This is a genomic window from Hippea jasoniae (assembly GCF_000744435.1).
Taxonomy (GTDB): Bacteria; Campylobacterota_A; Desulfurellia; order Desulfurellales; family Hippeaceae; genus Hippea; species Hippea jasoniae.
Window position 1 is genome coordinate 45,990 of record NZ_JQLX01000010.1, and the last position, 23,304, is coordinate 69,293.

The 23,304-nt window shown below is 38.4% G+C and carries 24 protein-coding genes and 1 tRNA gene; 7 read left to right on the forward strand and 18 right to left on the reverse strand.

Going from position 1 to position 23,304, the window contains the following annotated elements:
- Positions 1 to 18: 18 nt before the first annotated feature.
- The 14 genes from bamA to der all read right to left on the reverse strand — a co-directional run bounded on the left by bamA (position 19) and on the right by der (position 11,780).
- Positions 19 to 2,262, reverse strand: coding sequence for an outer membrane protein assembly factor BamA (bamA, locus tag EK17_RS00960; RefSeq protein ID WP_035586709.1), 2,244 nt, complete (start codon positions 2,260 to 2,262; stop codon positions 19 to 21).
- Positions 2,249 to 2,920, reverse strand: coding sequence for an ABC transporter ATP-binding protein (locus EK17_RS00965; RefSeq protein WP_035586711.1), 672 nt, complete (start codon positions 2,918 to 2,920; stop codon positions 2,249 to 2,251). Before EK17_RS00965 ends, bamA begins: the two co-directional genes overlap by 14 nt.
- The gene (locus EK17_RS00970; protein WP_035586714.1) at positions 2,917 to 4,107 is read right to left on the reverse strand and encodes an ABC transporter permease; all 1,191 of its coding nucleotides are present in this window, start codon (positions 4,105 to 4,107) and stop codon (positions 2,917 to 2,919) included. The genes EK17_RS00965 and EK17_RS00970 overlap by 4 nt, the downstream gene beginning before the upstream one ends.
- Positions 4,104 to 6,467, reverse strand: a complete 2,364-nt coding sequence (gene lon, locus EK17_RS00975; protein WP_035586717.1) for an endopeptidase La — start codon at positions 6,465 to 6,467, stop codon at positions 4,104 to 4,106. The genes EK17_RS00970 and lon overlap by 4 nt, the downstream gene beginning before the upstream one ends.
- 3 nt (positions 6,468 to 6,470) lie before the next feature.
- Complete coding sequence (locus tag EK17_RS00980) at positions 6,471 to 6,812, reverse strand: Hsp20/alpha crystallin family protein (protein ID WP_035586719.1); 342 nt, start codon at positions 6,810 to 6,812, stop codon at positions 6,471 to 6,473.
- A complete protein-coding gene (locus EK17_RS08875) occupies positions 6,790 to 7,575 on the reverse strand; it encodes an outer membrane protein assembly factor BamD (protein WP_051904331.1) in 786 nt (261 codons plus the stop codon). The genes EK17_RS00980 and EK17_RS08875 overlap by 23 nt, the downstream gene beginning before the upstream one ends.
- Before the next feature lie 142 nt (positions 7,576 to 7,717).
- Positions 7,718 to 8,008 (reverse strand): DUF721 domain-containing protein, encoded by a 291-nt coding sequence (locus EK17_RS09210; RefSeq protein WP_084675035.1) that lies wholly within the window; start codon positions 8,006 to 8,008, stop codon positions 7,718 to 7,720.
- A tRNA-Arg gene (locus EK17_RS00995) sits at positions 8,008 to 8,085 on the reverse strand. The genes EK17_RS09210 and EK17_RS00995 overlap by 1 nt, the downstream gene beginning before the upstream one ends.
- On the reverse strand, positions 8,062 to 8,334 hold the full coding sequence (locus tag EK17_RS09215; RefSeq protein WP_084675036.1) for a hypothetical protein: 273 nt from the start codon (positions 8,332 to 8,334) through the stop codon (positions 8,062 to 8,064). The genes EK17_RS00995 and EK17_RS09215 overlap by 24 nt, the downstream gene beginning before the upstream one ends.
- A 16-nt stretch (positions 8,335 to 8,350) precedes the next feature.
- Positions 8,351 to 8,560 (reverse strand): 50S ribosomal protein L31, encoded by a 210-nt coding sequence (gene rpmE, locus EK17_RS01000; RefSeq protein ID WP_035586724.1) that lies wholly within the window; start codon positions 8,558 to 8,560, stop codon positions 8,351 to 8,353.
- A gap of 71 nt (positions 8,561 to 8,631) precedes the next feature.
- A complete protein-coding gene (locus EK17_RS01005) occupies positions 8,632 to 9,531 on the reverse strand; it encodes a hypothetical protein (protein WP_035586727.1) in 900 nt (299 codons plus the stop codon).
- The gene (locus EK17_RS01010) at positions 9,525 to 9,911 is read right to left on the reverse strand and encodes a YkgJ family cysteine cluster protein (RefSeq protein WP_035587065.1); all 387 of its coding nucleotides are present in this window, start codon (positions 9,909 to 9,911) and stop codon (positions 9,525 to 9,527) included. The genes EK17_RS01005 and EK17_RS01010 overlap by 7 nt, the downstream gene beginning before the upstream one ends.
- Positions 9,890 to 10,501 (reverse strand): endonuclease III, encoded by a 612-nt coding sequence (nth, locus tag EK17_RS01015; RefSeq protein ID WP_051904333.1) that lies wholly within the window; start codon positions 10,499 to 10,501, stop codon positions 9,890 to 9,892. The genes EK17_RS01010 and nth overlap by 22 nt, the downstream gene beginning before the upstream one ends.
- Positions 10,494 to 11,780 carry a ribosome biogenesis GTPase Der gene (der, locus tag EK17_RS01020; RefSeq protein ID WP_035586730.1) on the reverse strand — a complete coding sequence of 429 codons (1,287 nt, stop codon included), beginning with the start codon at positions 11,778 to 11,780 and terminating at the stop codon, positions 10,494 to 10,496. The genes nth and der overlap by 8 nt, the downstream gene beginning before the upstream one ends.
- Positions 11,781 to 11,872: 92 nt before the next feature.
- Here der and EK17_RS01025 point away from each other — a divergent pair, with 92 nt between their 5' ends.
- The gene (locus EK17_RS01025; protein ID WP_035586733.1) at positions 11,873 to 13,060 is read left to right on the forward strand and encodes an HD-GYP domain-containing protein; all 1,188 of its coding nucleotides are present in this window, start codon (positions 11,873 to 11,875) and stop codon (positions 13,058 to 13,060) included.
- A 12-nt stretch (positions 13,061 to 13,072) separates the two neighbouring features.
- Entirely contained in the window at positions 13,073 to 14,410 is a 1,338-nt protein-coding gene (locus EK17_RS01030) for a UDP-glucose dehydrogenase family protein (RefSeq protein WP_035586735.1), read from the forward strand.
- On the opposite strand, the gene EK17_RS01035 is transcribed toward EK17_RS01030, so the two are convergent.
- Positions 14,389 to 15,213 carry an ATP cone domain-containing protein gene (locus EK17_RS01035; RefSeq protein WP_035586740.1) on the reverse strand — a complete coding sequence of 275 codons (825 nt, stop codon included), beginning with the start codon at positions 15,211 to 15,213 and terminating at the stop codon, positions 14,389 to 14,391. The two genes, EK17_RS01030 and EK17_RS01035, sit on opposite strands and share 22 nt — an antisense overlap.
- A gap of 3 nt (positions 15,214 to 15,216) precedes the next feature.
- On the reverse strand, positions 15,217 to 16,869 hold the full coding sequence (locus EK17_RS01040) for a methyl-accepting chemotaxis protein (RefSeq protein ID WP_035586741.1): 1,653 nt from the start codon (positions 16,867 to 16,869) through the stop codon (positions 15,217 to 15,219).
- Positions 16,870 to 17,053: 184 nt separating this feature from the next.
- Between EK17_RS01040 and EK17_RS01045 the strand changes: the two genes are divergently transcribed.
- Genes EK17_RS01045 through EK17_RS01065 form a run of 5 tightly spaced genes read left to right on the forward strand, consistent with a single transcriptional unit; the run spans position 17,054 to position 21,177 of the window.
- The gene (locus EK17_RS01045) at positions 17,054 to 17,875 is read left to right on the forward strand and encodes an electron transfer flavoprotein subunit beta/FixA family protein (RefSeq protein WP_035586744.1); all 822 of its coding nucleotides are present in this window, start codon (positions 17,054 to 17,056) and stop codon (positions 17,873 to 17,875) included.
- Positions 17,876 to 17,890: 15 nt separating this feature from the next.
- Complete coding sequence (locus EK17_RS01050) at positions 17,891 to 18,904, forward strand: electron transfer flavoprotein subunit alpha/FixB family protein (protein ID WP_035586746.1); 1,014 nt, start codon at positions 17,891 to 17,893, stop codon at positions 18,902 to 18,904.
- Between the two features lie 12 nt (positions 18,905 to 18,916).
- Positions 18,917 to 20,218: an FAD-dependent oxidoreductase gene (locus EK17_RS01055; protein ID WP_035586748.1), complete on the forward strand. Its 1,302-nt coding sequence runs from the start codon at positions 18,917 to 18,919 to the stop codon at positions 20,216 to 20,218.
- Positions 20,215 to 20,499, forward strand: a complete 285-nt coding sequence (locus EK17_RS01060) for a ferredoxin family protein (RefSeq protein ID WP_035586751.1) — start codon at positions 20,215 to 20,217, stop codon at positions 20,497 to 20,499. Before EK17_RS01055 ends, EK17_RS01060 begins: the two co-directional genes overlap by 4 nt.
- A gap of 54 nt (positions 20,500 to 20,553) precedes the next feature.
- A complete protein-coding gene (locus EK17_RS01065; RefSeq protein WP_051904357.1) occupies positions 20,554 to 21,177 on the forward strand; it encodes an MBL fold metallo-hydrolase in 624 nt (207 codons plus the stop codon).
- Between the two features lie 72 nt (positions 21,178 to 21,249).
- Here the strand turns inward: EK17_RS01065 and groL are convergent, their stop codons facing one another.
- Positions 21,250 to 22,890, reverse strand: coding sequence for a chaperonin GroEL (groL, locus tag EK17_RS01070; protein ID WP_035586753.1), 1,641 nt, complete (start codon positions 22,888 to 22,890; stop codon positions 21,250 to 21,252).
- A gap of 15 nt (positions 22,891 to 22,905) precedes the next feature.
- On the reverse strand, positions 22,906 to 23,166 hold the full coding sequence (gene groES, locus EK17_RS01075) for a co-chaperone GroES (protein ID WP_035586755.1): 261 nt from the start codon (positions 23,164 to 23,166) through the stop codon (positions 22,906 to 22,908).
- Positions 23,167 to 23,304 lie beyond the last annotated feature (138 nt).

The following is a 23,304-nucleotide window of genomic DNA, read 5'->3' on the forward strand; positions in this document are numbered from 1 at the left end:
ACCTCCTCAAAATTGTATTTAAAATAATGTTCCAAATGAAAATAGAAATACACTGCTCTTTTCGCCGTCTTTTGGTGAAAGGTTTTTACCCCATGAGATTCTAACAGGTCCAATTGGTGATATCCATCTTATCTCAACACCCGCATCCTTTTTTAAATCGCTAAATTTTAAATGACTAAGCCATGTATTTCCCGCATCCGCAAATAAAACTCCATAGAAGTGCAGGGAACTAAAAATAGGGAAAATGACTTCAGCCGAACCAAACGCCTCTGTTTTGCCGCCTATAAGATTACCTTCTGCATCTTTTGGAGAAACCCTTGCTGTTTCAAAACCCCTTAAATCATCTATACCACCCAAATAAAATCTCTGGGTTATAGGCACATCCTTTCCTGATAATCCTTTTGCTGCACCAATTTCCCCTTTAACATGACCAATTAAATCAAGCGGCAGGGGATGAAAATATTCTGCAAATAAAACGCTTTTTATATATCTTCTATCGCCGCCCAGCCCAGCAAATCTAAATGTATAGTTTGCATTTATACCTGATGTGGGAAATACCGTGTTGTCCAGAGTTGAATAGTTAACAAAGGGTATAAGAGAACTGTCTGTATGAATACCTTTTTCCTGTTCTAAGAAGTAGCCGGGATTATCTGTATCTAATGTAATTTTGCTGTGAGTAAATGAGTATCTAATGCCCAGAGTCAAAGTTTGATCGTAAAACCTTTTTGCAATATACGGAGCAAAGCCAGTTTTCTTTTGTTTATAGTCGTATGCAGTGAACTCATCATGATATATGTTTATGCCTATCGCTATGGGTCTGTTGTGCCACCAGGGATTTTCTAAGTTTAGATTGTAAAGTGTTTCTCTTGATGAAATACTGGCTGATAACTTTCCGCGGATGCCTGTGCCGAATAGGTTTGTTTCGGATACAGAACCCATTGCAGAAAACTTTGTATATGTGCCATAACCCGCTCCAATGGTCAGCATACCTGTTCTTTTTTCTTCAACACTTACTATCATTTTGACCTTATTTTTACCAACCCTCTTTGTCTGGATTTTGACATTCTTGAAATACTGCAAGTTAATCAGATTATTTTTTGATCGTTGAATTTTTGATGTTGAATAGAGACTACCCTCTCTAAGCAGCAACTCCCTTCTTATGACATTATCATGCGTTCTTACATTGCCTTTTATAACAATTCTTGATATGTAAACCTTTTTACCTTTATCCACACTTAAAGTCAAATCAACCGTATGGTGTTTTTTGTCCTTTTTTATGATGGGGTTAATATCGGCAAATGCATAACCAAAATCACCATAGTCGTCTGTTAGCTTCTGTATGGCCTTTCTGAGTTTTACCATGTTAAGTGGTTTGTTTTTCTCAAGATCTAATGTTGCTAAAACCTTCTTTTTGCTCAATGGCTTTATATTTTTTAACTTGATAGATTTTAAGGTGTATTGCTTGCCTTCTTTTATGGAGATATCGATATGGATATTGCCTGTATCGGGTTCTACAGTCACAAGCGGCTCTGAAACATCCACATCTAAATAGCCCTTTGCTAAATATTTATCGATGATTTTTTGTCTGTCGCTTTCTAAGGCATCAATTCTTAATTTTCCCGTATAAAACCACGGTAGAAATGTCAAAATATAGGGTCCTTTTTTAACATGGTTTTTGAGCCCATCCTCAAGGTCATCTGTTGAAATATGCTTATTTCCAATGATATTTATGTCTCTTATGACTGTTTCTTTGCTCTCCTTTATATGAAAAATAATATCCACGCGGTTATTGGGCTGTTTTTTTAGCGTATATGAGATATTTGTAAGATACATCCCTTTTGATGCATACATGCCCATAATGTTTGCTATGGTTTCTTCGATAAGCTTTTTGTTGAGGATATTGTAAGGTTTGATTTTTAAGGCTTTCTGGAGCTTTTTATCGGATATTTCGCTATTTCCCTCAAATAAAATGTATCTTATGGAGGGTTTTTCTTTTACTTTGTATGTCAGGATATATCCACCCTTTGTTTCTTCTGCATCCGCCTCAACAGTTTGATAAAACCCTAATCTGTAGATGTTCAAAATGTCTTTATCTATCTGTTTGGGAGAAAATTCACTGCCAATTTTCGTTTTTATCACGCTTTTGATTGTTGCCTTATCTGTTCTTAGCGTTCCTTCTATTTTTATTGAAACGATGGGGGTTGCAGAGACAGTTGTGGCTAAAAAGATAAAAAATATTATAAAAAAACTAATTTTTTTCACTAACCTGACCTCCAGATATTACTAACACCTTATCGCAGTAGTCTGCTACCTCGCTGCTGTGTGTGGCTATTAAAAAGGTTTGTCCATTTTCTTTATTGATTGATCTCATAGCTTTAACTATATCTATTGAGCTGTTTTTGTCAAGATTAGCGGTAGGCTCATCGGCTATAACTATATCCGGGCTGTTTATTAAAGCTCTTGCCAAAGCTATCCTCTGCAACTGACCGCCAGAAAGCATAGATGGATAATTATTTGCTCTATTTTGTGGAAAGCCCACAAGATTTAAAAGCTCTAAAGCCTTTGTTTTATCCGATTTTTTTGCAATTAGTGAGGGCAACATGATATTTTCTAAAATCGTCAGCTCACCAAGCAAGGAGTAAAATTGAAACACAAAGCCTATATGCTTGTTTCTGAATAATGCTAAGTTTTCTTCGCTGGTAAAATCTATTTTGCTGCCTGAAAATATCACTTCACCGCTATCTGGAGCACTTAAAAGTCCTAAGATATGCAGAAGTGTGCTTTTGCCACTACCTGAAACCCCCATCAGGGCGACCATCTGACTCTTTTTAATCTCCAAGTTGATACTTTTCAAAACCTCTATTGTTTCCTGGCCACTTTTGAAGGACTTATAAATTCCCTTTGCTTCTATTAGATTCACTGCCTTAAAACCTCTATTATGTTTAGTTTTGAGGCTTTTGTTGCAGGATAGATGCTTGAGGCAATAACAAGTATGAAGGCTAACAGGGTTGTAAAAACGATGTATATGGGATTTAGATCAACCGGAATTGTTGTTATATAGTAAACGCTACTTGGTAGTTTAATGAAGTGGTATTTCTTTAAAAGAATGGAAAGTGTGATGCCTAAGATATCTCCGGCAATTATTCCTATTGTGCCTATGATTGCAGACTGCTTTATAAATATATTTCTTATGTTTCTACCTGTTGCGCCAAGGCTTCTTAAAACAGCTATATCACGGGTTTTCTGCAGCACAAGCATAACAAGAGAGCTTGTTATGTTAAACGATGCAACAATGATTATAAGCATCAGGATTATAAACATTGCGGCCTTTTCAAGTTTGAGTGCAGTGAAGAAGTTGCTGTTCAGCTCTATCCAGCTTGATGCATAAAAATTGGCAGGCAGCCTGGCTGTAAGTTCTTCTGCTATCTGTTTTGCTTTAAAAGGGTCTTTTAATTCCACGGCTATAGTGTTTATCTTGTTTTTTAGATCAGTTTTGCTCCAGATTTCCTCAAGCGGTATATAAACAAAGCTTGCATCGTAATCATACATACCGCTTTTGAACAATCCTGTTACTGTTTCTTTGAATGAAAGTGGCGCAAAGCCAAACGGTGTGGTTTTTCCAAAGGGTAGAATAATCCTTACACTGCCACCCACGCCAATGCCTAAAATTTTTGACAGCTCATATCCAAGTATAACACCTTTGTTTTTTAGTCTGCCGTAAATGATATAGCGTTTTATCGGGTTTTGTTTAACATCTATACCGTTTATCACAACGCCCATAGAGGCACCGCCGCCTGTAATCATTCCCTGTGTTATCAAAACGCCCGTTGCTGTTTTTATACCTTTTGTGTGAGATATTTTATTGATTAATGCTTTATTGTAATCAAAAACACCCCTGACATTCTTTATAACGATATGGGGGTTAACATCAACAATCTTTTTTTCAAGCTCGTTATCAAAGCCATTCATTACCCCCATAACGATGATCAAAGCGGCAACACCTATTGCTATACCTGCCATCGATATAAAGGAGGAGAAGGAGATAAACTTCTCCTTTCCCTTTGTAGATTTTATGTATTTTAAGGCTAAATAGGTTTCAAAGTTCACTTTAGTGGTTTTGAGAGTGCTTTAGCAAGCACCTCTTCCATATTTTTTACAAAGTGATACTTGAGTTTCTTTGATTTTATCTGATTCTGCACCTCAATTGCATCCTTTTTGTTATCATAGGGTATTATTATATCGTTTATACCGGCCCTTAATGCTGCCAGTGTTTTCTCCTTTAATCCCCCAATAGGCAAAACCCTGCCTGTCAGGGTAATCTCGCCTGTCATGGCAACTGTGTGTTTTACCGGTATGCCTGTAAGACATGAAATAATGGCTGTTGCTATGGTTATGCCTGCGCTGGGTCCATCTTTTGGTGTTGCGCCTTCCGGTACATGTATATGTAGGTCGTATTTTTCATGAAAATCTTCCTCAAGCCCCAGCATCTCATATCTGCTTCTTGCAAATGTTAATGCAGCCTGTGCAGATTCCTTCATCACATCACCTAAAGAGCCTGTAAGAAGTAGTTTGCCGTTGCCTTTTACTTTGGATACCTCGATAAACAGGATAGAGCCTCCCACGGGAGTCCAGGCAAGGCCTGTTGCTATACCTACATAGTCTTTATCCAGTTTTTCTTCAACATTAAACGGTGGAACGCCCAGGTATTTTTGCAGATTATTTGCTGTGATATTGAAGTAGGTTTCCTTTGAGCCTTCGGCTATCTTTCGCGCTATCTTTCTTAGAACCTTTGATATGGTTTTTTCTAAATTTCTAACGCCTGCCTCACGGGTGTAGTTTTCTATGATTTTTCTGATTGCCGTATCGGTGAATTTTATTATGTGGTTTTCAAGGCCGTGCTCTTTAATCTGCCGTGGTATTATGTATTTCTTTGCTATCTTTATCTTTTCCTCAACCGTATATCCAGATAGCCTTATAACCTCCATCCTGTCAAGCAAGGGAGGGGGTATGGTTTCTGTTGTATTGGCTGTTGTGATAAAAAACACCTCTGATAGGTCAAACGGCACACCTAAGTAATGGTCTTCAAACTCGCTATTTTGTTCTGGGTCTAATGCCTCCAATAAAGCACTTGCAGGATCGCCGCTGAAGTCTCTGCTGAGTTTATCGATCTCATCAAGCACAAACACAGGATTCTTAACACCGGCCTGTTTTAATCCCTGAATGATGCGACCGGGGAGTGCCCCTACATATGTTCTTCTGTGTCCCCTGATCTCTGCCTCATCCCTTACACCACCAAGCGATATTCTTACAAGTTTTCTGTTTATTGCCCTTGCTATAGATTTTGCAAGCGAGGTTTTGCCAACACCTGGTGGTCCAACAAAACATAGAATAGGCCCTTTCATATCTTTTTTAAGTTTTTTGACAGATAGATACTCCAGTATGCGTGTTTTTGCCTCTTCTATGTCGTAGTGGTCTTCATTGAGTATTTTCTCTACCTCTTTGATGTTGATTTTCTCTGCTGAGCGTTTACTCCACGGCATTGCAATCATCCAGTCAAGATATGTTCTTATAACATTGGCCTCTGCTGAGTCTGGATGCATCTTTGCAAGCCTTGAGAGCTGCTTTTCAGCCTCTTTTCTTGCTATTTTGGGCATTTTTGCGTTTTTGATTTTTTCCTTTAATTCCTCTATTTCATCGGAGATATCACTTTCTCCCAATTCTTTTCTGATTGCCTTCATCTGCTCGCGCAGGAAGTATTCCTTCTGCGTCTTTGAGATTTCCTCTTTTGCCTGATTCTGGATTTTTGCCTGAAGTGCCAGTAGCTGGAGCTCTTTATCCAGTATCTCGTTGAGTTTTCTAAGTTTTTCTTTTACATCCGAGATTTCAAGTAGCTGTTGAGCCACGATCGTTTTTAATTGAATGTTGCTTGCTATAATATCGGCAAATTTATCCGGTTCTTCTATGTTGTTTGCAATAACAACGATATCCGATGGAATATTTTTGTTATAGGCGCTCAGCTGTTGCAGTTGATCCTTAATTGCCCTCATAAGGGCTTCTGTTTCCATCTCTTCATATTCGATCAAAGGTAGCTGATCTGTTTTTTCCTCAATTTCAGCCTCTATGAATGGCTCAAACTGCTTGAATGCTTTAACCTTTACCTTTTTTAAGCCCTGAACCAGTATCTTTACCCTGCCATCTGGCATTTTAAGCATTCTTAAAATCAAGCAGGCTGTGCCTGTATGGTAGAGGTCGTTTGCGGTTGGCTCGTTTATATCCGGCTTTTTCTGGGTTAATGTAACGATGATCCTATCTTTTGAAAGCGCTTCATCTATCGCTTTGATGGAAAAGTCTCTACCAACAAAAAGCGGAATAATCATATATGGAAAAACCACCATATCTCTCAATGCAAGCACAGGCAGGGTATCTGGTAGTTGCATAATGTCATTTTTTTCTACTTCTTGCTCCATAAATCACCTCTTGTAAAATGTTATTTTCAAAATCCCTTCAGCATATTCTATTGTTTTTGTCCCTTTTATACAGCAGTTAAACTCAATTGTTTTTTTAAACTGTCCAAAGATTCGCTCTGCCCTTAGATAAACGGCTTTTTTAGGATTGATAGAACTTTTTTTACCTAAAATAACAACCGTAGTTGCATTGTAAATATTAATACTGAGTGTGTTTATATCAAGTCCTGGAATATCAAGCTCGCAGACTATAAAGTTATCCTTCTCATATATATCACATGATGGTTCCCAGATCTGTTGAGAATTTTCTATGATATCTATTATGCTACTTAGAAGCTTTGATCTCATTTATAAGCTTTTTTGCCTCATCGGCATATTGACTGTATGGGTATTTTTTTATCAGCTCATTCAAAAACGCTTCTGCCTGCTGTTTTCTGTTTAGAGCAAAATACACTTTGCCCATCAAATATAGCATCTCATCGTTAAAATTTACGCCCCTGAAGTGTTTATACATATAATTTAGTCTATTTTTTGCTGCGTTAAATTCATCTAAGTCTGCATAAAACTTTGCCACAAAAAGCTCGTGTTTATACAACTCCTCAACACTTTTTGCCAGATAGTAATTTATTTTGTTTGCAAATGGATTGTTGGGATACTGCCTCTGCAATTCAAGAAACTCTTTTATAGCTTCTCTTAAAGGAGTGGCGTCACATTTATAACTGTTTCTGCTTTTGTAGTAGCTTAAGGCAATTTTATATTTTGCATACACAACCTGCTGGCTGTCTGGGTACAGCTTTATAAACCTTCTGTAATAATCCCTTGCTAAAATATAGTTGCCTTTTGAAAAATAAACATCTCCCAATATCAAAGCTGCCTTTTTAGCATAGATTGAACCTGGATGCTGGGCGCTTATCATCAATAGGTCATGCTCAGCATCTTCGTAGTCGTGGTTGATGTATGCCTGAATACCATCGTTGTACCATGTATATGCAGGTTTTAATACCTCATGAGGCACTATCTTTTTGTTTGATGAACAGCTGCTTATTGCCAATACACCTGTCAGTATTAAAAACCAAACCCCACCTTTTATACTTTTTTTAAACCTATTCACCTAACTGTTCCTTTCTGTGTTGTAAATTTTTAACAACCCGGGGAGATGCCGCTTGGATCGTCTAACCAGTCATCATCCTCCCAGGTTTTCTCTGAAATCTTTTTTGTTTCCTCCTGGCTTTGGGATGTCTCTTTCTCATCCATCAGTAAACCTCTTTGAAAATGATATTTTTAACAACTTCCCTTTCAAAAAACTGATTAATCCTTTCAATAATTGTATCTTTCATAAACGATAGTTCCTGACTGAAAACCGGATTGGGTGTGCCGATAATTATTGTGTTGTTTTTAAAACCTAATACCTTTAAGTGTTTTACAATACCTTTACCTACGATATGGCTTAGAAGTGCATAAATATCACTACTAAAAATCAACCTCCCAAACGGCTCTATCTCCCTTAAATCTCTCTCGATTATTTCCCCGATACTTCTTATCATGGCGTACCCGGGGGGATTTGAACCCCCAACCTTAAGATCCGGAGTCTTACGCTCTATCCAGCTTGAGCTACGGGCACCTCATTTTTAACCATTACCACCCAGTCGTTCTCGTTTTTCTTTAATACATTGTCAACGGTGGCTTTGGCTGAGAATGCCGCTTTTGCTACGGTTGAGATGTCATCGTAGTTATTTACATAAACAAGCATATAATGCCCCTGTTCTGTCTCTTTCAGAGCATCTATAACCGTTGTTGATATCTCTCCAGCTTCTTTGTACCTTAAATCCAGCTCCTTATCGATATTGAAGGTATCGCTTTTGCCGTCCATTTATATACCTCCGAATTTAGTTTGCTCTGTTTCTTTTATATTTTCTATTGAACTTCTCAACCCTTCCTGTCTCATCCACTATCTTTTGTTTGCCTGTAAAGAAAGGATGGCATTTCGAGCAGACCTGCACGGTCAGATTAGCAACAGTGGATCTTGTTACGATTTCGTTGCCGCAAGCGCATCTAATCGTTGTAAGCTCGTATTTAGGATGGATACCCTTTTTCATCAAACTCACCCCTCTTTTTAAGTTTTTCTGGCTAAGGTTAGCATAATTTTATATCCCAGGCAAGATAAAATCTAAATTTTTAGATTGAGGTGCTTGTTAACCATAACAGGTTTTTTTTCAAGCATCTGGACTGAAACCTCTATGTTGTCGCCAAGCAGTTGGTTGAGCTCATCCTGCTTTTGTAAAGCCTTTGTAAATGTTGTTTTCTTCTCAAAACTTAGATTGCAAAATATCTTATTATCAATACTCAATGCATCTATCTGGATAAAGCCCCAAAAAGAATGGTCGATAAAGACTCTTATTTTTACCTCTTTTTTTGAGTTGTGTTTATGTGATTCCTTTTTTATGTAAAGTTTTTCTTCTTTGTTGTTTATGATTAATGGCACAAGTATAAAGGTATTTGTTTGCTGGTCGATGTAATGTTTAAAGATTTGCTTGAATTTTCCTATAAGTTTTTCACTTAAGTCTTTTTCCTGATGAAAGCTTTTTAGCTTATCTAAGATCTCCTTTAGTTTGCTCTCATCAAATTTATTATCTATAAGCTCTTTTTGTAGTTTGTTGAGTTTTTCCTTTAAGTTGGGCGGAGAGATTTTTTCAAGCTCAATTAGTATTGATAGTATCGTTGTTATATTTTTTTCTTTAATTGCATTGCTTAGTTTGGGCAGCAATCCTTTCAATATTAAAGAAGGCTCATCTAAGTAGGCAGGGGCTTTTTTTATAAACTCCACTGTCTCTATCTGTGGATTTACGATTTTTAAAACAATTTCTGGTGAGAGTTGCTTAACCTCAAGCAAGACGCTATCCTTTAGAGGTATTTTTGATATAGCCTCAAAAAGCTCAGATTTTATTTTAAGTATATATCTGTTGCCCTTTTTTGATATAACAGAGGCTTTTACAATATCGCCTATCTTTAGATGAATTTTTTTTGCTTGTGTTAGTTGAATTGTTTGATTGATCTGCTCGACTAACATTTTACAACGCCCCTGCAGAGTTTTTTTGCCTGATCAACACCCATATTTTTCATCGACTCCCAGAAGGGAAATGCTTTACACTGTTTTGGTCTTGCCTTATACACCTCGCAGCGGTAGTTATCATCCAAAAATACACACCGTTTTTCCTTTTTTATAACAAGGTCTATTAATGCAAGTTTATTGTTTATTTTGCGTGTGTAGAGTTTTATAAACTGCTCTTTTGAAATGTTTAAAAACTCACACAGGTTTTCTATATCTTCATCATCAATAAACACATAACCATCGCCGATGCAGCAAAATGCCCTGCAGCTTTTGCAGGCATCATTTAGAAAGCAGTAATTAAAACCTTCTTTTTTGATTAATCGATTCTTCTGGGGCATATGTCGTTTAAAAAGCATTTGTCACAGAGTGGTTTTTTTGCCTTGCAGATGTGCCTGCCATGAAGAATTAGACCACTAAAAAAAGCCACCCGGTTTTCCTTATTAACTGTTTGTTTTATGGCATCCTCAACAATTTCAGGTTTTTTGTTCTCACTTAAGCCGATTCTATATGCAACCCTTGCAACATGTGTATCAACACCAACGGCAGGTTTACCAAAACCAAATGCAAGCAGGATATTTGCCGTTTTTGCCCCAACCCCTGGCAGTTTTACCAAATTTTCAAAGCTATCTGGAACCTCGCAGTTGTGTTTTTCACACAGTGCTTTACTTAAGGCTATCAGATTTTTAGCCTTTGTGTTGTGCATACTGCATGATGAGATGAGGTTGTTTAGATCATCGAATTCTGCATTTGCCATTTCTTTTGCTGTTGGGTAGATTTTGAAGAGTTTTTCAGTAATGATATTTGTTCTTTTGTCTGTACAGCGGGCAGAAAGAATCAATGCAACAAGCAGCTCAAATGGATTGTTAAAGTTAAGCTCAAGTTTTGGCTCTGGGTAGTTTTTTAGAATTCTTTGAATTATCTCATCCATCTTTTTCATCCTTAAAACTTATTTTGATCGAACAGCCTTTGAAGTTGTAAAGCTTATAAAGGCTGTTTCTAACATACCTTTTGTAGTTTTCCTCAATCTCATCAGCCCTGTTTGTAAATATTACAAAATGCGGAGGGTTTGTTTCAACCTGAGTCATGTATTTTAGCTTTACCTCTTTGCCTTTCTTTGAAAATGGTGCGTTTTCTTTGATAATTGAATAAAGCTTTTCATTTAGATCGTGAGTGGGGATTCTTTTTGAGCAAATTTTATGTGTATGGATAATTTTTTTAAGCAGCTTTTTAATATTTTTGCCCTCTAAAGCCGAAATTGCCACAAAATGTGCAAAACCAATCAAAGGGAAGTGTTGCTTTATAACCTTTTCATATTCAGCTAATGTTGTGTTTTCTATCAAATCCCATTTATTCAATGCTATAATTAAACCCTTGTGTTTTTCAACAATCATCGATGCGATCTGTCTGTCTGTGCTTGTTAGCCCCTCTTTTGCATCCACAACAAGCACGCAGATATCGCTTCTGTCTATGGCAAAAATGGAAAATATGCTTGCTAATTTATCCAGCGAATGTTTTGTTTTTGACTTTCTTCTGATGCCTGCCGTATCAACAAGCATCAAACAATGGTTTTCAAATTCAAATGGTGTGTCTATTGAATCGGTGGTTGTGCCAATCTTTTCACTTACAACGCTTCTTTGCTGTTTTAATATAGCGTTGATTAATGAGGATTTGCCCACATTTGATCTACCGACTATTGCTACCCTTGCATCACACCTCTTTTGCTTTTCATCCTCTTTGATAATATTGGCTATTTTTTCTTTTAGTAGATTGATGTTTCTTCTATGTGCAGCAGAAATTTTTAAAATATCGCCAAACTTATAATACTCTGCTTCAAACTCCTGATTTTTTATATCGCTTTTATTTGCAACAACGATGAACGGTTTTTTTGATTTTAATACATAATCGTATAATTTTTCATCTACTATTGATACAGGTGTGGTCAGGTCAAAAACGATCACCACAACATCGCTTGAGTCTATTGCAAGTTTTACCTGTTCGTTAATAAGCGATGCAAAATCACCTTCATTTTCAAAACCGCCTGTGTCGATAAACAGAACATTTTTGCCAAGAATATCACCATATTCAAAGATACGGTCTCTTGTTGTGCCTGCTATATCTAAAATCAAGCTTTTGTTTTTTCTAACAAGTAGATTAAAAAGCGTGGATTTGCCAACATTGGGTTTGCCTACAATCGCTACCTTTGCCATAAAACCTCCCCACTCAATTGAATAAGATTATCAATTTATTCTCGATTTGCAAGTTTTGGTTTACTCTGCTATATTTTTTGTCGGAGGTTTGTATGAAGGTTTTGGAGTTTTTATGGGGTATATCAAAGCTTTTTGATTCGATTGAGTCAAACGATTCGTTCCATCAAAGGCGCGTTGCCTTTATCGCCTATAAAATTGCAGATCAGATGGGTTTTGATGAATTTGGAAAAAAACTTATTCTGCAGGCCGGGCTAATTCATGATATAGGCATAATCAATGATGCAACACGCATTGAGGTGTTTAGAAATATCGCCTACAACGAATTTGAGGATCTGCAAAAACACGCAATTATTGGTTCAAAGATAGCACGATTTTTTAACCTTCATTTAGATGTTTCTTTGGCTATCTCAACCCACCATACAAAAAGCGAGCTAAACCATTCCACATTGGGCAATATACTGTTTTTGGCGGATAATTTAGAGATTCTTTACAGAAGCCTTACAAATCCGTTTGCCTATGATGAACTGTTTGATTTTATAGCATCAAAGAGGGAGCTGTTTGATGAGGATGCCGTTAAAGCTTTAGAGGCAGTTGTTGGAAAGGAGTGTTTCTGGTTTGGGTTAGTTGAGGAGAACCTGGATTTTGAGCTAAAAGACATTATTAATTCAATAGAAGATGATGATATTGATGAAAAGCTAAGAAAAGCTGCCATATACACACTTGCCTTTGTCAGTGATAGTATTCAACCGTTTTTTGATAACTATTCTGTATTGATGAAAAATATTGCCGTTAATATAGGTTATCTTTTGGGTGTTGATATAAAAATCCTTGAAACTGCAGCGCTATTGTCTCATGTGGGTAATCTTGTAATCCCGTTTGATCTGTTTGGTTTTGAGAGTTTAGATCAAATTGACTATGAAGTGGTTAAATCACACACAACAAACGCAAAAAGGATTTTAAATACGCTTGGATTTAAAAAAGAGGCTGAGCTTGTTTATTCTCACCATGAAAACGCATCAGGCAGTGGATATCCCTGCAAAGCAAAAGCTTCGATAGAACAACAGGTTTTGTCTTTGGCAAGTGTTGTTGCGGCTGTCTTGCAGGATAGACCCTACAGAGAGATGTTTTCTTTTGATGCAGTAAAAAAACTGCTTGAAGAGTTTAGAAGTGGCGGTGTTTATAGCAGTGATGTAATAGATGGATGCCTGAAGATCGATTTTGAAAAACTCCTAAAAACCCAGGATGAATATTACGAGTCTGTAAGAAAATTGTTTGTTTGATGGAGGTTGAATATGAGGCTTGCAATGATTGGAAGCGGATATGTTGGTCTTGTTACAGGAGCCTGTTTTGCCGAGATGGGCAACAATGTAATTTGTGTTGATATAGATGATAAAAAGATAGAGCAGCTAAGCCAAGGTATAGTGCCTATATTTGAACCGGGATTGGATAAGATGATAAAACGCAATCTCAAAAAGGGAAATCTGCATTTTACAACAGATGTAAAGTTTGCTATTGAAAACAGTGATATTATTTTTATTGCCGTTGGCACGCCCCAATCTGAGGACGGCAGCGCCGATTTAAACCATGTTTTGAAAGCCGCAGAAGATATAGGAAGATATTTAGACCATGAGGCAATAATTGTTGATAAATCAACGGTGCCTGTGGGCACGGCAGATAGGGTGAAAGAGACAATAAACGCTCAGCTAAAAAAACGCTTCGGTGATAGAGTGCCATTTGAATTTGATGTAGTGTCCAACCCTGAGTTTTTAAAAGAAGGAGATGCTGTAGCTGATTTTATGAAACCAGACAGGGTTGTAGTTGGTGCATCCAATGAAAAATCGATGAAGATTATGAAGGAGCTTTACAGGCCTTTTACCATGAACCATGAGCGTTTTATTGCTATGGATGTTAGAAGCGCTGAACTTACAAAATATGCAGCAAACGCCATGCTTGCAACAAAGATCTCCTTTATCAACGAGATATCGAGGATTGCTGAGGCTGTTGGTGCAGATATAAACAAGGTTAGAGTTGGTATAGGAAGCGATAAGCGTATCGGCTATTATTTTATCTATCCCGGTGTGGGCTATGGTGGAAGCTGCTTTCCCAAGGATGTTAGAGCACTTGAAAAGATGGCAGAGGATAACGGTATTGAGCCTGAAATAATCAAGGCTGTGCAGCATGTGAATCAAGCGCAGCGGTATTATTTTTTAAATAAGATTCTGAGTAAGTTCGGAGAGGATTTAGAGGGCAGGGTGTTTGCCATCTGGGGACTTGCTTTTAAACCGCAAACCGATGATATGAGAGAGGCGCCTTCAATAACGATTATTAAAGAGTTAACAAAACGGGGAGCATTTATAAAAGCCTACGACCCAGAGGCGATGGAAAATGCAAAGAGCTTCTGGCTAAAAGACGTTAAAGCAATTGAATATTTACCCAATAAATACGATGCTTTAAATGATGCAGATGCCATGATTTTACTGACAGAATGGAAGGAGTTTAGAAGCCCCGATTTTTATGAGATCAAGAAACGCCTAAAAAACCCTGTGATTTTTGATGGTAGAAATCAATACAATAAGGAGTTTTTGAAGGAGTTTGGGTTTGAATATTATCAAGTGGGTTGCAGAACATAGGCCTGCTTTTTAAGCTGCCTGATCTTTTTTAAAGAAAAACCCAGCTTTTCAAGTTCGCTGTCGGGTGTATTGTAAAAATCGCTTACCGTTACTATTTCGTGATTTATGAGCCGTTTTAGAAGCTCTAATTTTATGCCAGTTAAAACAGTTACAGGATAGAAATGCTTATTCTCTATGAGTTTTTCTAAACCACCATCTTCTGGATATCGCCAGCCTATCGCTTTAAAACCATAACAGCGTGCAAATTTAACTGCATCGGTGGTAAGCCTTGTGTTTGTAACAAGCCACCCCTCGAATTTTTGCTTTCTGTATTTTTTTAAAAGACTCTCTTTTAGGTCGATAAAACGGGAGTTGATATACATCGCAACCTTTGCATCGCTTGCTCTGGTTTGTGAGGAATGGTATTTGCATTCAACACTTACAAGCATCTCGCCTTTAAGAGCCAATACATCGATTTCATGCTCTATACATCTGCCTTTTTCAACTATGTCTATTTTTGTTTGATATCCGTATTTTTTCAAAAGCTCAGCAAAGAAGCGTTCAAAAGGATACCCACTTGGTCCGATTCTCATCATTGCTTTTTTTAGGGAATATTTAAGCATGTATTTATGGTTAAGCTGTTTTAATAGTTGCTTTGCGTATTTGTAGATAAATCGAGTGGGGGTGGGGTCTTTTAGTCTTGTCTGAATAATGTCTGCAATCTCAATAGCTTCATCTACATCTGCCCCCACTCTCACTAAAGAGTTGATAAGTTTTTGAGGCTCAAACTCCTCAATTGAGCCGTTTGATTTTATTACTTTCATTCATTATTCTTCCCATATAAATCCTATTCTCAAGCCGCCCCAATGCTTGCCTTCAAAGTAGATTGGCACAGAGATGTCGTTCATTACAACACCTGTATCGCGCATATAGGTTTGCAATAGCACGGGATTTGTATTTCTTGCAGCTGCAAGCCCTGTTGGGTCATTAAATATTCTCATCGAGCGGTTACCAACGAGGTCTTTTTCGTAATCCCCGGTTAAAGGTTTGTCGTAAATGGTGTTATGGGCCGGCAGGTATCCATTGTTATCAACCAAAACAACGAATTTAAAATTGGGATCCATATTCAGGTATTTGTCCTCTATCGGCTGGATATACTTTTTAGTAAAATCTGTAAAACGGGTTTTATATTTCTGGGGGTTTGTATTTGGAATGGGAACATAGTTTCTATCCCATAGATCGGCAGAGCTGATAATGCCATTTTTTACAGCATCTTCAAATGTTTTTTCTATCTCCTCTTTGGCATTGCGCAGCAGTTCATATACTTTATCGATGTATGAGCCAGTTCTAAATTTTATCATAAATGTAAACAGATCTTCTGCGGTTTTTGAAATTTGATAGGTGTTTTCTTTGATTGTTTCTATTCTGTTTGCGCTTTTTGCAACATCTTCAGCCATCTCCTCTATCCTTTGGGAGATCATATCTATGGCTGATGATTGCTCCTCTGCTGCAGCTGCAACATCCTCTATCATTCTACTTGCCTCTGATACACCGTTTGCTATTTCTATTAAAGCATCCGATGCTGTTTTTATTAAGTCTTTACCTTCTGCAACCCTGTCTATTAATCTGAGTGTTGCATCTATTGTTTTTTGTGTTTCTGATTGGGTTTTTTGAACGATCTGCCTGATCTGGTCGGTGGAATGGGCTGTTTTGTCGGCTAATTTTCTGATTTCATCAGCCACAACAGCAAATCCTCTACCAGCCTCACCGGCTCGTGCTGCCTCTATGGCTGCATTTAAGGATAATAAAGCCGTTTGATCGGTTATTTCATTTATTACATCAACGATTTTGCCTATCTCCTCAGATGATGATCCAAGATTTTTCATCATCTCTGCGTTTTTCTGTGTCTCGTCAGCTATATCTTCGATTTTCTGGATGGCAAGTTCTGCTTTACTTGAGCCTTCCCTTGCAAGATCGTTGACCTTTTGCATGAATTCTGAGGTGTTTGTGATGTTTCTTGATACGCTGTTTATTGTTTCTTTGATGTCATCCATTGTATTGTTTATATCTTCCATGCCTTCTGCTTCTTTTTTGACATTACCTGAGATTTTCTGAGCGTTAAATGATACTTTTGCTGCCTGAACGGCCACCTTATTCGCGGTCGCCAAGGTTTTTTTAAGGGCTTCCTGAACATTTGCAATCAATCCGTTTGCAAGGTTAAAAAAGCCAAGTTCTTTTGGAGCAGGCGGTAGCCTGTCTGTTAAATTGTATGTTGAGCAGAGGTTTTTTGAACAGAAACTGTTTAGATTTTTGATAGGTTTAATGAAGGTTTTGTAGTAGTAGACTAAAAAGATACCAAAAAATCCTATCGATAAAACGGCAAATGCAATATAAAATATGCTCTTTAAAAAGAAATATGCAACTGTTGTAAGAACAAAATATGCTACAAATATCAAACTACTTATTCCTACTACTCCCATCTGCTTTAATCCCCCCTGAGAAATTATTTTTCTTTATAATAATCTCTTAATATTTAATTGTCAAATTTAAATTGTTAGATGTTGCTTAAAAGGCTTGTATTTAAGCACTTGACTTATTTTTCTATTATGGTAATAAATATAGCGGCTAAGAAGATAATAAGATTTTTGTTGAAAGGAGGCTCAAGTGCACTCTTTAGTTTTTATTAAGCAGGTGCCTGATGCTGCTCAGGTCAGGGTTGATTATGAGACAGGTACCCTTATCAGGGAAGGTGTCCCTGCTATTATCAACCCGTTTGATAAACACGCCATTGAGGCAGCAGTCAGGATTAGAGATGAATTTGGTGGAAAGGTTTCTGTTATCTGTATGGGTCCACCCATGGCTGAGGATGCTTTAAAAGAGGCTTTATCCATGGGTGCAGACAACGCTTATCTTTTAAGTGATAGGATTTTTGCAGGATCTGATACGCTTGCAACAAGTTATGCTTTGTGGGCTGGTGCTAAAAAGATTATTGAAGAAGAAGGCCCTGTAGATATTTTCTGGGCTGGAAAACAGGCAATCGATGGTGATACTGCCCAGACAGGTCCCGGTATTGCCACACGGTTCAATGTTCCACTTGTTACCTATGTTATAGACATCAAGAAGGTTGATCCTGAGAAGAAAACGATGGTTGTTGAAAGATTGGTTGAAAGTGGTAGGGAAGTAATAGAAGTTCCTATGCCGTGCTTTTTGACCGTTGAAGAGGAACTCAATACATTGAGTTTTGCTCCTCTACCTTACCTTATCAAGGCAGCAAGAAGCAAGGTTGCTGTGCTTAATTCATCAAATATGGAAATAGATGCCTCATACTGCGGTTTGAAAAATTCACCAACAAAGGTTAAAAAGGCATTCACGCCTCCCAAGAGGGAAAAAGGAGAGATGATAGAGGGCGATAGTCTGGATGATATCTTAAACACACTCTATGAAAAAATAGCTCCCGTTTTGAAAGAAATGGGAAAAGTAAGCTAAGGTGAGGGTAGAAAGATGATTAAACAAGATATTAGCAAGTATAAGCATATATGGGTTTTTATTGAATATGAGAACGGTGAGGTAGCTCATGTTTCTTTGGAGCTATTGAGTAAGGCAAGGGAGTTGGCAAAAGACCTTGACTGCGAGGTGCATGCCTTTACTGTGGGTGACAAGGTTGAGCAGTTCAAAGATGAGATATTTAAATACGGCGCAACGAAGTTTTTCATTATCGAGGATCCCTTCCTGAAAGATTACATGACAGAGCCTTACAGGGATTCTATTGTTTACATGATTGAAAAGTATAAACCAGAGGTTGTGCTTATCGGTGCTACGACTTTAGGAAGGGATTTAGCTGGAACAATTGCTACGGTTTTACAGACAGGTCTTACAGCTGATACAACAGCTCTTGATATCGATCCAAAAACAAAGAACCTGTTGATGACACGACCTACATTCGGCGGAAACCTGATGGCTACGATTTTCTGCCCAGACAACAGGCCTCAGATGTCAACATCAAGGCCGGGCGTTTATAAAGCTGTTGAGGCACCTGTTAAAGGTGAGGTTATAAAAGAGAAATTTGAATTTGATAAATCAAAATACCTTAAAAAGATCGTTGAAAAGATCGTTGAAGAGGGTGATAAGGTCAATCTTGGATTCTACGATATTATTGTATCCGGTGGCTTTGGAATGGGAGCAAAGGAAAACATGAAACTTGTTCAGGAACTTGCTGATGTATTGGGCGGTACATGGGCAGCAAGCAGAAAGGCTGTTCAGGAAGGATGGGCTCCCCAGACAAGACAGGTTGGGCAGACCGGTCAGACTGTCCATCCAAAGATCTATATTGCATGCGGCATTTCTGGTGCTATTCAGCATCAGGCGGGTATGAAATCATCAGAGATTATTATAGCAATAAACAAAGACCCCGATGCCCCAATCTTTGAAATAGCCACATACGGTATTGTTGGCGATGTGTTAGAGGTTCTTCCGAAAATGACAAAAATGTTTAAGGAAAAACTGGGAAAGGCTTAAAAGGAGAGCAAAATGAGAAAAAAAGATTTTGATGTTATAGTTGTTGGTGCTGGTCCTGCAGGTTTGTCTGCAGCCTATGTTCTGGCAAAAGCCGGTGTAAATGTAATTATTATCGAAAGGGGAAAATTCCCCGGCGCTAAAAATGTCATGGGCGGAATTTTATACAGGAAGCCCATGGATGATCTAATCCCTGAATTCTACAAAGAGGCTCCCCTTGAAAGACATATTATTGAGCAGAGAATGTGGCTTTTAGATGAGGAGTCCCATTTTAATATGGGTATAAGAACTCAGAAGCATAACAAAGAGCCTTATAACTGCTTCAGTGTATTCAGGGCACATTTTGATAAGTGGTTTGCAAAAAAGGTTGTTGAGGCTGGAGCATTATTGATTAATGAAACAGTTGTTGTTGAACCGATTGTTGAGGAAGGCAAGGTTGTTGGTGTAAGAACCGATAGACCTGAGGGTGATTTGTATGCCGATGTTGTTATTGCAGCTGACGGTGTACAATCCTTCCTTGCAAGGTCGTTGGGCTTAAGAAAGAAGATTACACCTGAAAAGGTGGCTGTGGCAACAAAGGAGATTATAGGTTTAAACGAAAAAGAGGTTAACGATAGGTTTGGTGTTGTAGATCCTTCAGAGGGTGTTACAATTGAGCTTACTGGACCGTTTTTTGAAGGCATTGAGGCTATGGCATGGATTTACACAAACAAAACATCTGTTTCTATCGGTGTTGGCGCCATTATTAAGGATTTAATCGATCACCACATGAATCCAAACGACTTGCTTGAAAAGGTTAAATCCCATCCATCGGTATTACCTCTTATTGAGGGCGGCGATACGAAGGAATACCTTGCACACATGATTCCTGAGGGTGGATATTACAGCGTTCCAAAGCTCTACACCGATGGCTTTATGGTTTGTGGTGATGCTGCAATGCTTGTTGATAGCATCCACAGAGAGGGTTCAAACCTTGCTATCGAGAGTGGAAAGGCAGCGGCAAAAACATACCTTGAAGCAAAGGATGCCAATGATTTCTCCGAGAGGATGCTTTCAAGGTATCAGGATAAATTGGAAGAGATGTATGTTTTGAAGGATTTGAAATTCTACAAGAATGTGCCTGAGTTGCTTGAGGAGAAAAGATACCTGCTTACAGATTATCCTCAGTTTATCATCGATGCTATGGCAGAGATTTATACTGTTGATGGTACACCAAAACCTGAGAAGTTTAGAAAGATCAAGGATGAGCTTAAGAGCAGGTTTGGTTATATCAATCTGGCTAAAGATATGTTTACAATTTGGAGGAAATTGAGATGAAGAAGTTAAGAATTGAGGATAAACTCTACCTTGTTGGATACAATGTTGATCATGAATACAGCCATTTAGGTATATCAGATCCAGAGGTCTGTAAAACATGCCAGAAGAAGCAGTGCACCTATGTTTGCCCTGCAAGTGTTTATGCATGGGATGAAAAAGAGCAGAAGATATCCATTAACTACGATGCCTGCGTTGAATGCGGCACATGCAGAATAGCCTGTGATTACATTACATGGAAATACCCACGGGGCGGTTTTGGCGTAGCCTACAAATTTGGCTAATAAATTTTGTAATTTATGCCCCTGCTTTAAGTAGCAGGGGCTTTTTTGTTTATTATGGTTTTAACTGTAGTTGTTGGGGAATTGGAAGAAAACTGTTATATATTTGTTTGTGATGCCACAAAAAAGGCTGCGATAATCGATCCCGGTGATGAGGCTGAAAAAATAGATGATGTTATTACAAAAAACAGTATAAAACCTGTTGTTATTGTTAATACGCATGGTCACTTTGATCATGTAGGGGCAAACGCCTATTTTAAAGAAAAATACGATATTCCCCTTGCTATAGGCAAAAACGACAAAGAACTACTTCTAAAATCCCATGTCGATGCCATGGTGTTGTTTGGTAAAAATCAGCCTCCATCTCCTGCACCTGATACTCTTCTTAAAGACGGTGACATTATTGAGATTGGTAATGAGATTTTAGAGGTTATAGAAACTCCAGGTCATTCACCGGGTTCTATCTGTTTGTATAATTCAAAACACAATCTGCTTTTTAGCGGCGATACGCTGTTTTATGAATCTGTCGGCAGGTGGGACCTGCCTCACTCTGATAGAGATGCATTATTTGAAAGCCTGCAAAAACTACTCAAGCTACCCGATAATACGGTTGTTTATCCCGGTCATGGAAAATCTACAACCATAGCCCATGAAAGGCAATTCAATCCGTTTTTAAAATAAAAGGTTTTGTAAATAAAAAAACCCCTGACGAAGGGTCGCCAGGGGTGGTTATTTCTAAAGGAGGTGAGAATTTTAATACATTCCACCAGCGCCAGCAGCACCAGCCATTGCCCTTTCTTCTTTCTCCTTCTCTTTCGGATCATCTGTAATCAATGTTTCTGTTGTTAGCATCAAACCAGCAACACTGGCTGCATTCTGGATAGCAGTTCTTTCTACCTTTGTTGGGTCGATGATACCTTTTTCAAACATGTTTACATATTCACCGTTTCTTGCATCGAATCCGTAGCTTACATCGCTGTTTTCTCTGATCTTGTTGATTACAATTGAACCTTCAAATCCTGCGTTGTTTGCTATAACCTTTGCAGGTTCCTCAAGCACTTTTCTTATAATCCTTATGCCGATATCCTGATCCTCATTTTCACCTTTTAAGTTGTCAAGTGCACTCTGGCATCTCAGAAGAGCTACACCACCACCGGGCACGATACCTTCCTCAACAGCTGCCTTGGTAGCATTCAGAGCATCTTCAACCCTTGCTTTTTTCTCTTTCATCTCTGTTTCTGTTGCAGCACCTACCTTGATGATTGCAACACCGCCTGCTAATTTAGCTTTTCTTTCTCTTAATTTCTCTTTGTCGTATTCGCTTGTGGACTGCTCAATCTGAGCATCGATCTGCTTAATTCTTGCCTGAATCTCCTCTTTGGAGCCCATACCATCAACGATTGTTGTATTCTCTTTGTCAACGATTATCTTCTTTGCTCTACCCAATACATCTATATCTACAGCGTCGAATTTCATACCGGTCTCTTCGCTGATTACCTGACCACCTGTGAGGATTGCTATATCTCTGAGCATCTCTTTTCTTCTATCACCGAAACCGGGAGCCTTTACTGCGCAGCACTGCAATGTGCCTCTGAGTTTGTTGACGACTAATGTTGCCAAAGCCTCACCTTCAACCTCTTCAGCAATTACAAGGAACGGTCTGCCGGTTTTTGCTATCTTTTCAACAAGTGGCAAGAACTCTGTCATTGAGCTGATTTTTTTGTCTGTGATTACGATAAATGCATCCTCAAGCTCTGCAATCATCTTGTCTGGGTTTGTTACAAAGTATGGAGATAGATACCCCCTGTCAAACCTCATACCCTCAACAAGCTCAAGCGTTGTCTCTGTGCCTTTTGCCTCTTCAACTGTGATGACACCGTTTTTGCCAACTTTATCCATTGCATCTGCAATGATGTTTCCGATCTCTGTATCGTTATTTGCGGAGATTGTGCCAACCTCAGCGATCTGTTTTTTATCTGTAACCTCTTTGGAGATTTTTTTGAGCTCTTCAACTACAGCATCAACAGCCTTATCGATTCCCCTTTTGATTTCTATAGGATTTGCACCAGCTGTAACATTTCTTAGGCCTTCTCTGAAGATAGCCCTGGCCAAAACTGTAGCTGTTGTTGTACCATCACCTGCTACATCGCTTGTCTTGCTTGCTACCTCTTTGACAAGCTGAGCACCCATATTCTCATATGGGTCTTTTAATTCAATCTCCCTTGCAACTGTAACACCGTCTTTTGTGATTGTTGGGCTTCCAAATCTTCTGTCTATTACGACATTTCTACCCCTTGGACCCATTGTAACGGCAACGGCGTCTGCTAATTTATTGACACCTCTCATTATAGATTCTCTTGCGCTATCACCAAACTCCAGGATCTTTGCAGTCATCTTCTCACCTCCCTTTTACTCGAATTTTCCCAAGATTTCGTCTTCTTTTAGAATTACATACTTCTTGTCGTCGATCTTGATTTCGTTACCAGCGTACTTTTCAAATACGACAACATCGCCCTCTTTTACAACCTCTACATCATCACCCACTGCTATAACTTTGCCCTGCTGTGGTTTCTCTTTGGCTGTGTCTGGAATAATAATACCGGACTCAGTTTTCTGTTCTAAATCCTGCGGTTCTACCAGAACCCTATCCATCAGTGGTTTGAATGCCATCTTACTCACCTCCCTTTACTTTTTGTTAGCACTCATCATTCTCGAGTGCTAACAATACTCCTTTTTCTGTAATTTTCAAGTCTCTATTTTAGAAAATATTATGAAATATATAAAAATAATCCACAAAAAATGTAAATA